The organism is Aquimarina sp. Aq78 (assembly GCF_900299525.1).
Classification (GTDB): domain Bacteria; phylum Bacteroidota; class Bacteroidia; order Flavobacteriales; family Flavobacteriaceae; genus Aquimarina.
On record NZ_OMKA01000023.1, the window covers coordinates 67,383 to 79,429 of the forward strand.

General features: G+C 33.5%; 12 protein-coding genes. 7 read left to right on the plus strand and 5 right to left on the minus strand.

Annotated features, from left to right (window positions below):
• Positions 1 to 68 precede the first annotated feature (68 nt).
• From DG435_RS13520 to DG435_RS25570, 5 genes are all read right to left on the minus strand, one after another.
• Positions 69 to 1,688: an outer membrane beta-barrel protein gene (locus tag DG435_RS13520; protein WP_106791605.1), complete on the minus strand. Its 1,620-nt coding sequence runs from the start codon at positions 1,686 to 1,688 to the stop codon at positions 69 to 71.
• Positions 1,685 to 2,236 (minus strand): RNA polymerase sigma factor, encoded by a 552-nt coding sequence (locus tag DG435_RS13525; protein WP_106791604.1) that lies wholly within the window; start codon positions 2,234 to 2,236, stop codon positions 1,685 to 1,687. The genes DG435_RS13520 and DG435_RS13525 overlap by 4 nt, the downstream gene beginning before the upstream one ends.
• Before the next feature lie 51 nt (positions 2,237 to 2,287).
• On the minus strand, positions 2,288 to 2,704 hold the full coding sequence (locus DG435_RS13530; protein WP_159025478.1) for a lipoprotein: 417 nt from the start codon (positions 2,702 to 2,704) through the stop codon (positions 2,288 to 2,290).
• A gap of 127 nt (positions 2,705 to 2,831) precedes the next feature.
• Positions 2,832 to 3,839, minus strand: coding sequence for a recombinase RecA (gene recA / locus DG435_RS13535; protein WP_024769681.1), 1,008 nt, complete (start codon positions 3,837 to 3,839; stop codon positions 2,832 to 2,834).
• A 447-nt stretch (positions 3,840 to 4,286) separates the two neighbouring features.
• The gene (locus tag DG435_RS25570; RefSeq protein WP_159025477.1) at positions 4,287 to 4,451 is read right to left on the minus strand and encodes a hypothetical protein; all 165 of its coding nucleotides are present in this window, start codon (positions 4,449 to 4,451) and stop codon (positions 4,287 to 4,289) included.
• A gap of 279 nt (positions 4,452 to 4,730) precedes the next feature.
• Here DG435_RS25570 and DG435_RS13540 point away from each other — a divergent pair, with 279 nt between their 5' ends.
• The 7 genes from DG435_RS13540 (at position 4,731) to DG435_RS13570 (ending at position 12,047) form a co-directional block, all read left to right on the plus strand.
• Positions 4,731 to 5,762: a rhodanese-related sulfurtransferase gene (locus tag DG435_RS13540; protein WP_106791602.1), complete on the plus strand. Its 1,032-nt coding sequence runs from the start codon at positions 4,731 to 4,733 to the stop codon at positions 5,760 to 5,762.
• Positions 5,763 to 5,923: 161 nt separating this feature from the next.
• Positions 5,924 to 7,192, plus strand: a complete 1,269-nt coding sequence (locus DG435_RS13545) for a regulatory iron-sulfur-containing complex subunit RicT (RefSeq protein ID WP_106791601.1) — start codon at positions 5,924 to 5,926, stop codon at positions 7,190 to 7,192.
• The gene (locus DG435_RS13550) at positions 7,179 to 7,670 is read left to right on the plus strand and encodes a gliding motility lipoprotein GldH (protein WP_106791600.1); all 492 of its coding nucleotides are present in this window, start codon (positions 7,179 to 7,181) and stop codon (positions 7,668 to 7,670) included. The genes DG435_RS13545 and DG435_RS13550 overlap by 14 nt, the downstream gene beginning before the upstream one ends.
• Positions 7,671 to 7,814: 144 nt before the next feature.
• A complete protein-coding gene (locus tag DG435_RS13555; RefSeq protein ID WP_106791599.1) occupies positions 7,815 to 10,145 on the plus strand; it encodes a penicillin-binding protein 1A in 2,331 nt (776 codons plus the stop codon).
• A gap of 102 nt (positions 10,146 to 10,247) precedes the next feature.
• Positions 10,248 to 10,955: a CoA transferase subunit A gene (locus DG435_RS13560; RefSeq protein ID WP_106791598.1), complete on the plus strand. Its 708-nt coding sequence runs from the start codon at positions 10,248 to 10,250 to the stop codon at positions 10,953 to 10,955.
• Positions 10,956 to 11,061: 106 nt separating this feature from the next.
• Positions 11,062 to 11,703: a peroxiredoxin gene (locus DG435_RS13565; RefSeq protein WP_106791597.1), complete on the plus strand. Its 642-nt coding sequence runs from the start codon at positions 11,062 to 11,064 to the stop codon at positions 11,701 to 11,703.
• A 5-nt stretch (positions 11,704 to 11,708) separates the two neighbouring features.
• On the plus strand, positions 11,709 to 12,047 hold the full coding sequence (locus DG435_RS13570; protein WP_106791596.1) for a hypothetical protein: 339 nt from the start codon (positions 11,709 to 11,711) through the stop codon (positions 12,045 to 12,047).

Here is a 12,047-nt window from a genome sequence, read left to right on the forward strand (position 1 = left end):
ATTTTTTAATACATAAGCCGGGTTTTATAGCAATAACTACCTAACCAACTAAAAAATCTTTATATTTCTTAAAATTTAATACTTACTCCAGTATATACCCCAAAATAGTAGGGTTTGAAATTATTGGCATTATCATTAAATGCATTAAACTGATATTTAAAAATAGGCTCAAGATTAATCTCAAATTGATCTGATATTTTATAATCAACACCCAATCCTATATTACCACTAAAACTCACATCATTAAGATTACTTGCTTCACCTATTGGAGTTTCAAAGTCACCGGCTTCTATAGAGATTTCATTATCCTGTAAGAATAATGTGCTTATACCTCCAATCATATTTACGCCAATTTTTTTATTGACCAAGGCATATTTCATTTCTAACGGAACTTCTAAATAGGCAATACTTTGATTAAGTAATCCTGCATTTTGTTTTTGTTCTATCGCATTTCTGTTAATATCTAAAGACTCAGACCCAACATCAGTATTTCTTACATTTCCGATGTCAGAAATCAAAATTGCTCCAGCGGTAGAATTATAGCTTACATTTTCTAGATTTTGACCTACCGCAGAAGGAGAAAAACCAACACCTTCTGTGTTATAACTAAGATCTACCTTGTTTACTCCAGAACGTACACTAAACCTCTTATTTATAACATAAGAAACATGCACTCCATAACTCATATTTACTTGTCCGTTTTTATTATTATCTGCAAATTGAGAATCGATAGAAGACCCGCTTCCGATAGAGCTATAATATACGGGAGCGACATTAGGAGCAACATTCCATTTTTTGGTTGATGATGACTCTTCAGCTATTTCTTCTTCCTCTTCTTGATTTATAACATCAAAAATGGATTTCTTACCATTATCATTTAGGCTTTCAACTTCTTCAACTTCTTCAACTTCTTCTTCTGGAGTTTTGTTTTTTATATCGCTATCACTATTCTTTTCTGCTAAACCTTGAGTATTCGTATTGTCTTTCTCCTTAGGTGCTGTAAAAAGAGGATGTTCTTTTTCTGGAGTAGATCTTTTATTTTGTTGATTAGCAATAGTGGTTTTCTCAATTGTGTTTTCTTGAATAACAATAGGATTTTCTTTTTCCTTAAAAGGAGTTTGTGCGGTTCTGGTATTATTTGTTCTGGTATGATCTACGACTCGATTTTTAGTTGCAGAATGCGAAGTAGGATCTAATTGATCACTATTTTTGGATTGTGAAGGTACTTGTTTCAAAGTTTTAGCAACCGCATTTTCTTTTGTTACAGAGGGCTCAAAATAATTATGTTGACCAGCATCATTGTCTTGATCTTGATTAGTGGTTTTTATTTTTTTGTCAACAGGATTGGTTTCTTTTTCTTCTGAAGTTACTATAACATTTTCTGTAGGAGGCTTAACCTGCTTATCAGGTATTGTTTTGGTCTGTTCAATTGTATTTTGAGTATCAGAATCAGTGATCGTATTATTTTGTTGTAGCCCATTATTTAAAGGCAAAGAGCTTATACCAAATATAAGTGCAATTAACGCTGCAACACCTGCAACTCTATACCAAAATGGAATCAGAAAAATTCTTTTTTTGTTTTTGTTTTGACGTGCCTTTATTTTTTCCCACACTATTTCATCGGGAATGACTTCAAAATCCTTGAATTTTTCCTGAAATAAACGATCTATATTTTTTTTATCATTCATCTTCGTTCTTCAATTGGTCGAACATATAGTTCTTGGTTGGTTTGTAATTTTTCTTTTAAAATATTTCTTGCTCTCGCAAGATTCGATTTAGAGGTTCCTATAGAGATCTCTAGCATCTCTGCAACCTCTTTATGAGAATAACCGTCTAACACATAAAGATTAAATACTAATCGATATCGATCAGGGAGTTGTTGTATAATTTCTAAGAGGTAATCTAGAGAAATCTCTTCTTCATCGACTTCAACTTCAACTTCTTCAATCTGTTCTTCATTAATGATATCAAAAACTTTTTGTTTTCGATATTTCTGTAATGCTGTATTAATAGTTACTCGTTTTATCCACCCTTCAAAAGAACCTTGGTTTTTATATTGACCGATTTTATCAAAAATGGTTATAAAAGCATCTTGCAAGGTATCTTCTGCACTCGAAGCATCGTTAGAATATTTTAAGCAAATCGAAAATAGCTTACTACTGTATAGTCTATACAATTGTTCCTGTGCCTGAGCATTTTTTTTCTTACATCTTTTTATGAGTTGGTCTAAACCCACTAACAACTATTTTTAGTTTACCCATTTTCTAATGTATAAAACGGGTTTAATTTATAATACGGGTACTTCTACGGTTAAAAATTGATTGTCTCCATTTTCGTCTCTTCCTTGCCAGAATCTAAAGATGTAAGAATCTTCATTTCCTACAAGAAAATCAAAAGAGACCTCGACTAGATCTGTCGTTTCTAAATCTTTACAATTACCTTGATTAACTACCAAATTGACAACAGATACAGTTCGTTCATTTCCTAGTCTGTCATAATCAAATCCTGCAAAAGAGTGACAATCTGTTGGCCTAAAATAAGACACAGTAATTGTATAGGTTTCTTCTCGATTAAACTGATCAGGTAGCGAAGCCTCCTGTACAGTAGCTAATTCATAAAAGAAACTTGTCCCATTGTCGTCATCAGAACATCCAGTTAAGATAACTACTAGTAAAAATGTTAAAACTATTTTTATCCTTCTCATTTTCTTGGGGTTTTGAGAGATCATATAACTCATCCATTAGGTAGATGCTCTAATGTAGATAAGGTTGCTTTTAAGGTATAAAAAAATCCCGAAGCTTCGGGATTTTAGTATTTTTATTAAGAAAGTTTTATTCTTTTGCAATTTTTATGGCTTCTTTGATTTTTTGTTCAAGTTCTTCCATAAGTTCTGGATTATCATTAAGTAAAGATTTCACTGCATCTCGTCCTTGTCCTAATTTGGTGTCTTGATAGCTAAACCAGGAACCACTTTTCTTGATAATCTCGTAATCTACACCAATATCAATAATTTCTCCATTTTTAGAAATACCTTCTCCATACATGATATCAAATTCTGCAGTTCTAAAAGGCGGTGCTACCTTGTTTTTTACTACTTTAACTCGTGTTTTGTTACCTTGTACTTCGCTATTACTGTTTTTGATTTGTGTAGAACGACGAATATCTAAACGTACCGAAGCATAAAATTTTAAAGCATTACCACCAGTAGTCGTTTCAGGATTTCCAAACATTACCCCGATTTTTTCACGAAGCTGGTTAATAAAAATAACAGTACAATTGGTTTTGCTAATTGAACTAGTTAATTTTCGAAGCGCCTGAGACATTAATCGCGCATGAAGCCCCATTTTAGAATCTCCCATTTCGCCTTCGATTTCACTTTTAGGAGTAAGTGCTGCCACAGAATCAATAACAATAATATCAATAGCCCCAGATCTGATCAGGTTATCAGTGATTTCTAAGGCCTGCTCACCGTGATCTGGTTGAGAAATAATCAAATTGTCTATATCTACACCTAGTTTTTCTGCATAAAAACGATCAAAAGCATGTTCTGCGTCAATAAATGCTGCAATACCACCGGCTTTTTGTGCCTGGGCGATAGCATGCAAAGTAAGTGTTGTTTTACCAGAAGATTCTGGGCCATAAATTTCAACAACTCTTCCTCTGGGATACCCACCAACACCTAATGCAAGGTCTAAACCAAGAGAGCCTGTAGAGATTACATCTACTTCTTGTACAGAACTGTCACTCATTTTCATTACAGTTCCTTTTCCGTAGGCTTTATCTAATTTATCAAGGGTAAGTTTTAATGCTTTTAATTTTGCGTCTTTCTCTGTACTCATTTGTTGTTCAAATATATCGGGATTTGACATTGATAATAAACTTTTTGCTAAAGTACTATTTCTTTTTGTAGTTGAGATATGGATTCTAAAATCGTTATTAACAACGAATGCCTGTATTTTATCTTAAGATTTAGAGTTTTTAAGTTGGTGCTAGATATCGATTAAATATTTTTTTATAAGTATAGCGCAACCCTTTTGTTTTTATAGCATCTACATAAAAAGCAAACATGAACAAAGGCAGAAGGAAGGAGAGAAATGAAATTTCTTAAAAAGGTCGTAAGACATAATCTTGATGGCTGCACAATTACTAAAATTAGTAATTGTATAGTAGAAGGTGGCTAGCTTCGTTATTATATTTTTTAATCGTTAAATTATTTAATAACGAATTAGCCCAAAAAATGCCTTGAAATAAGTTTCAAGGCATTTTTTATATTCAGAAATTAGAATTTATTGATTTGCATTATCTGAATTATCTGTGTCTCTAGGTTTGCATAATGGAATTGCAGAATAATCATCACAATTACCGCTTCCGGTAATATATCCACCATTAATGATCTGTTGTTGTCTTTTGTTAAGCACTTTTGCGCCCATTAGATTTTTTAAGCTTTTCATTATAATTTCTTTTAAAGAATTTATGTTCCTTGAACATTTAATGACACTCAAGGTTTGTGTCTATCTTTCGCGAAAAGATGAATTACTTCGGATAAAAGTATAGGTTGCGAGTTTCATTTTTCAGGACTGAGATTTTTTTAACAAAAAAATAGGATTAGAGATGATAACGAAATTTTTGACCATACTAAAACTCAAATAACATTCTTTGGATATTACTTTATGATTTGTATTTTTGCAAAAAATAAATAGTTTCTTTTTAACTTAAAACGTAAGTATAGCATGCAACTGTACAACAAATTAAGTGCAAAAGAGAGAGCAGCTCTTATAGATGAAGCCGGTACAGACCGACTTACGCTATCTTTCTATACATATGCACATATTGGTAATCCACAAATTTTTAGAAATCACCTTTTTATTCATTGGAACGAACTCGAGGTTTTGGGGCGTATTTATGTAGCCCAAGAAGGTATAAATGGGCAATTATCTGTTCCGGCACCAAATTTTGAAGCTTTTAAAAAACACCTGGATAGTATTTCTTTTCTTGAAAATGTACGTCTCAATATTGCACGAGAGCAAGACGCAAAATCTTTTTTAAAGCTAAAAGTAAAAATTCGTAAAAAAATTGTGGCAGATGGATTAAATGATGCCACATTTGATGTAACCAACAAAGGAGTTCATGTTGATGCTTCTGTATTTAATGAACTTATCGAAGATCCAGATACTGTACTGGTAGATATGCGTAATCATTATGAAAGTGAAATAGGTCATTTTAAAGGAGCTGTTACACCAGATGTAGATACTTTTAGAGACTCTTTGGATATTATCGAAGAAGATCTTAAAGATCATAAAGAGGATAAAAAACTAGTAATGTATTGTACCGGGGGTATACGCTGTGAGAAGGCTAGTGCATATTATAAGCATAAAGGATTTAAAAATGTATTTCAATTAGAAGGAGGTATTATAGAATATGCAAGACAAGTAGAAGCTCAAGGTTTAGAAAATAAATTCCTAGGCAAAAATTTTGTTTTTGATCATAGAAGAGCAGAACGTATTTCTGGTGATATAATAGCTAATTGTCATCAATGTGGTACACCGTGTGATACACATGTAAATTGTGAAAATGAAGCGTGCCATCTATTGTTTATACAATGTGAGAATTGCGCAACAGAACTAGAAAACTGTTGTTCGACAGAATGTATGGAAGTTAATAAGCTATCATTTGAAGAACAAAAAGCATTACGAAAAGGTAAAGGAAATAGTAATAAGATCTTTAAAAAAGGTCGTTCGGAAGCATTAAAATACAAGAAGTAAAGCCTGAAAAGGTAAAGATACTGTAGCAGATAGTTTTTTTTATCCCCATTTCATAGTATCTTTAACGATTGATATGTTAGAAATGATATATTTCTAACTTTAGTAAGAACCATATTTGTTGCGATTATAATCGCAGACAAATTTCAATATAGATAAAAAATATGGGGTGTAACAGTTGTTCCTCCGCAAAAGACGGGCAGCCGAAAGGTTGTAAGAATAATGGTACCTGTGGTACAGATGGTTGCAATAAATTAACGGTTTTCGATTGGCTATCCAACATGTCACTTCCTAGTGGATCACTGCCTTTTTCTTATGTTGAAATACGATTTAAGAATGGCAGAAAAAACTTCTTTAAAAATACAGAAAATCTTTCTTTAAGCATTGGAGATATTGTCGCAACAGAGTCTTCTCCTGGTCATGATGTAGGAATTGTTACTCTTACCGGAGAGCTAGTTCGTATCCAGATGAAAAAAAAGAAAGTAGAACTTGATAGTGAAGAAATAAAAAAAGTCTACCGAAAAGCATCTCAAAAAGATATCGATATATGGCAGAAAGCTCGTGACAGAGAAGAAACGATGAAGGTTCGTGCTCGTGAAATCGCAATTAGATTAGAGCTGCAAATGAAAATTTCTGATATCGAGTTTCAAGGAGATGGATCAAAAGCTACTTTTTATTATACAGCAGAAGAACGGGTAGATTTTAGACAGTTGATAAAGGAGTTTGCACACGAATTTAGTACACGTATTGAAATGCGACAGGTAGGTTTTAGGCAAGAAGCTGCACGATTAGGAGGTATTGGCTCCTGTGGTCGGGAGCTATGTTGCTCTACCTGGCTTACCGATTTTAGGTCGGTAAATACTAGCGCAGCTAGGTATCAGCAATTATCTTTAAATCCGCAAAAGTTAGCTGGTCAATGCGGAAAACTAAAATGTTGTCTAAATTATGAATTAGATGCATATATCGATGCACTTAATAGTTTTCCTAAGACAGATATAAAGCTTCAAACAGACAAAGGGACAGCTGTATGTCAAAAAATAGATATTTTTAAAGGATTGTTGTGGTATGCCTATGAAGGCGAATGGATGAATTGGCACAGAATATCTACCGAAGATGTTAATGAAATTATTACAGCAAACAAGAACAATGAAAAAGTAACAAGCTTAGAAGATTTTGCTTCAGAATTAATAGAAGATACTAAAACAGATTTTGAGAACGTTGTAGGACAAGATAGCTTAACGCGATTTGATCAGCCTAAACGTAGTAAAAGAAGAAATCGTAACAAAAGAAAAAATAAAAATAGAGGATCTTCAGAAAAGCAAACGGCAGTTTCAAAAAAATCAAAAGAAGGGAATTCTGATAACACAAATAAGTCAAATAATCGGGGTAACAAAAAACGTAGGTCTCGTAATAGGAATAATGATAAAGCTTAGGTTTTTTTTAGTAATATGCATTGTAATTGGTGTTATCTCCTGCGATGATAAACAGGTTTTCGATACATATCATACAGTAGATAATGCATGGGAAATAGATGAGGAAGTGAGTTTTACGCTTCCAGAACTCGATACAACACAATCCTATAATTTGTTTATAAATGTTCGTAACAATAATGAATACAAATACAGTAATTTGTTTTTAATTAGTGAAATGAAATTTCCAAATGGTAAAGTACTCACTGATACATTAGAATATCGCCTTGCTGCCCCTGACGGAAAATGGTTAGGAACAGGTTTTTCTGATCTTAAAGAAAATAAATTGTGGTATAAAGAAAATGTAAGTTTTAAAGAAAAAGGAAATTACACGATAACTATAGAACATGCCATGCGAAAGAATGGCGAAGTAAATGGGATATCTTCATTAGATGGAATTACGGATATTGGATTTAGGATAGAAAATACTCAAAACCCTTAATAAATTATAAAATAGAATCTATCTACTCATAGATAGATACAAAAATATATTGTTAAAACGTTTTTAGAGAAAGGCCAGAAGGAGATGTCGATAAAAAGCAAAAAATTCCTCTGACCTTTAAAAAAAGATTTAAATAGCTGAGATATGGCAAAGGCAAAACCCAAATCAACAAAAAAAAGAGCAAAGACTCCAGCGAGTAATACTATAAAATACATAAAAGCATTTTGGATACTATTTGGATCGGGAGTGTTTTTAATAGCCTTACTATTTCTCCTCGCTAGTTGGGGTGTTTATGGAGAAATGCCGAAATTCGAAGAGTTAGAAAACCCGCAAAATGACCTGGCAACCCAGATTATCTCTTCAGATGGGGTACAGATAGGAACTTTTTTTAAAGAAAATCGTACTCCTGTAAGCTATGAAGATCTACCACAACATTTGGTGGATGCTTTGGTGGCAACAGAAGATGCGAGATATTATGATCACTCTGGGATAGATGCCAGAGGAACATTAAGAGCATTTGTTTTTTTAGGAACCAAAGGAGGGGCAAGTACGATATCACAACAATTGGCAAAGCAATTGTTTACAGGGGGATCAAAGAATAAGATCGAACGGTATTTGCAAAAAATACAAGAATGGGTAATTGCAACCCGTTTAGAAAGACAATATACTAAGAAAGAGATCGTAACGATGTATCTTAATAAATATGACTTTCTTAACCAGGCAATCGGGATAAGTTCTGCATCGAGAATTTACTTCGGAAAAAATCCAAAAGATCTTAATGTAGAAGAAGCAGCTGTATTAGTAGGGATGTTAAAAAATTCATCATTATATAATCCACTTCGTAGACCAGAAATGGTAAAAACCAGAAGAGATGTGGTTCTTAATCAGATGGAGAAATACGAGTACATCACAGAAAAACAAAGAGATAGTTTAAAACAATTGCCACTTAAACTAGATTACTCTCCAGAAGGTCATAATGATGGGACTGCAACTTATTTTAGAGAATATGTTAGAAGCTGGATGTCAAAATGGGTAAAAGAGAATCCTAAAGGAGAAAATGCAGAAGGCGAACCCGAATATTTTGATATCTATAGAGATGGCTTACGAATTAATGTAACCATAGATTCTCGTATGCAAAAATATGCTGAAGAAGCAGTGCAAGAGCATATGGCTAACCTTCAGAAAGAATTTGATAAGCAAGAAAAAGATAATAAAACCTCTCCATTTAGAGATTTAAAAGAAGCTGAAGTAGAAAGAATACTTAATCGAAGTATTAGATCGTCTGCCAGATGGAAAAAGATGCTTAGCCAGGGTAAAAGTGAAAAAGAAATAAGAAAATCTTTTGATGAAAAGACAGAGATGAGCATATTTAGTTGGAAAGGAGATATTGATACAATAATGACTCCTAAAGATTCTATCTTATATTATAAAAAGTTTTTACGTTCGGGATTAATGTCTATGGAGCCACAAACTGGTCATGTTAGAGCCTGGGTAGGAGGAGTAAACTATAAGCATTTTCAGTATGATCATGTATATCAGGGAGCACGCCAGGTAGGATCTACATTTAAACCATTTGTATATGCTACAGCAATCGATCAACTTAAACTCTCACCTTGTGATACCATACCAAAATCTCAAATAACAATTTCTGCAGGTTCTCATGGTGTGATTGACAATGACTGGACACCAAAAAATAGTGATGCAGACTATACCGGATATATGAGTCTTAAAGAAGCATTAGCCAAATCTGTGAATACAATTTCTGCACGTTTAATGGATAGAATTGGGCCAGAGCCTATTGTTCGTCTTGCAAAGAAAATGGGAGTAGAGTCAGATATTCTTGAAGTGGCTTCTATAGCATTAGGATCGGTAGATTTAAAATTGTCAGAAATGGTAGGAGCCTATAGTACATTTGCTAATCAGGGGATATATACCAAACCGGTAACCATTACTAGTATTGAAGATAAAAATGGAACCGTTCTATATCAATTTGTTCCCGAAACACGGGATGTAATTAGTAAAGAAGCAGCTTATGTTACTATTAATTTAATGGAGGGAGTTACACAATCAGGTTCTGGAGTACGTTTACGTACAGGTCCTTCATCGAGATATGATATAAAAAATGTAGTTACTGGTCACCCATATAAGTTTACAAACCCTATAGCTGGTAAAACAGGTACAACACAAAATCAAAGTGATGGTTGGTTTATGGGTATTGTTCCTAACCTTTGTACAGGAGTTTGGGTTGGAGGAGATGATAGAGCTACACATTTTAGAACGACTACCTTTGGACAGGGAGCTACAATGGCATTACCCGTTTGGGGATTATTTATGAAAAAATGCTATGCTGATAAAACATTAAAAATTTCTACAAAAGCTTTTCCTAAGCCTGAAAATTTAACTATCGAAGTAGATTGTAATGCCTTTAAGAGAAATAGTACCCAGGATGAAAACATAGATGAGTTCAGCCTTTAAAAGTGCATTGTCTAAGGATTAAAATATTCTTAAAACTATCTAATTTCAAAAGATGAGGTACTGTTTTTTTTAGTACTTTTAGTCTGCTAAAATTAGAACACTATGATTCGTAAAACGGTACCCAATGTTACCGAAGCTTTAGTTGGTATCAAAAATGATATGACCTTCATGCTTGGAGGGTTTGGCCTATGTGGTATTCCCGAAAACACTATAACAGAGCTAGTAAAATCTAATGTCAAAGGTCTTACTTGTATATCCAATAACGCAGGAGTTGATGATTTTGGATTAGGGCTTCTACTTCAAAAAAAGCAAATCAAAAAAATGGTCTCTTCTTATGTAGGAGAAAATGATGAATTCGAACGTCAAATGCTTAGCGGTGAGTTGGATGTAGAACTTATCCCACAAGGAACATTGGCAGAAAGATGTCGTGCAGCCCAGGGAGGTTTTCCTGCAATTTATACTCCGGCAGGTTACGGTACCGAAGTAGCTGAAGGAAAAGAAACTCGAGAATTTAATGGCAAAATGTATGTGCTAGAACATGCGTTTAAAGCAGATTTTGCATTTGTAAAAGCCTGGAAAGGTGATGAAGCTGGGAATTTAATATTTAAGGGAACAGCAAGAAACTTCAACCCTTGTATGTGTGGTGCTGCAAAAATAACAGTAGCCGAGGTAGAAGAATTAGTTCCTGCAGGAACCTTAAATCCAGACCATATACATATTCCTGGGATATTTGTTCAACGAATTTTTCAAGGACAAGATTATGAAAAAAGAATCGAGCAACGTACAGTTCGTAAAAAAGAATCGGTTTAGACTTTTTAATTGAAGCAAAATAATAGACGTTTTGTATTCAATTGAAAAAAGTTTATATCACTTCAAATAATAATATTCGTTTTAAAAATTTAAACACACATAAATCATGGCTGCATTACGATTAGGAGATGAAGCACCAAACTTCATTGCACAAACTACAGAAGGAGAAATAGATTTTCATAATTGGCTGGGAGAAGACTGGGGTATTCTGTTTTCACATCCAGCAGATTATACTCCTGTTTGTACTACAGAATTAGGTACAGTATCAAAATACACTAATGAGTTTAATAAACGCAATGTAAAAGTTGCTGCACTAAGTGTAGATGGTTTAGAATCTCATCATGGGTGGATTAAGGATATTAATGAAACACAAAACACAACGGTTAATTTTCCTATCATCGCCGATGAGGATAGAAAAGTATCAGAATTATATGATATGATTCATCCTAATGCAGATAGCCAATTAACAGTACGTTCCGTTTTTGTGATCGCTCCAGACAAAAAGATCAAACTTACAATAACGTATCCAGCTTCTACGGGAAGAAATTTTGATGAGTTATTGCGCGTTATTGATTCGCTTCAGTTAACAGCATATCATAAAGTAGCCACACCGGCAAATTGGAACCCAGGAGAAGATTGCGTTATTGTACCTTCTGTGGCCAATGAAGAAATAGCCGAATTATTTCCAAAAGGGCATAAAGAGATAAAACCGTATTTAAGGATGACGCCTCAACCAAATTTAAATTAATAAGTATGAAATTAGAGTTTACATGCTCTCAATGTAAGATTCAAAATAAATTTAAACCAGTAACAGCAACCAGAGGTGAATTACAAATGAAAGTTGGTGATGAAGTACAGGTTATATGTAATTATTGTAGTAAAGAAGATAAAAAACATATTAATAGAATAGATGCTGTTGTTGATAATAGAAAAATACTTCTTGCTCTTATAATAAGTTCGGTAGTTGCTGTTGTTCTTTTAAGTTTTTATGGTCTTATGGCTCTGGCTGTGATCTCAATACCATTTTTGATATGGATTCAGGAAGGTAAGTCAACCAATCATTTTAATTCATATAAGATTAGAAGAAAATAA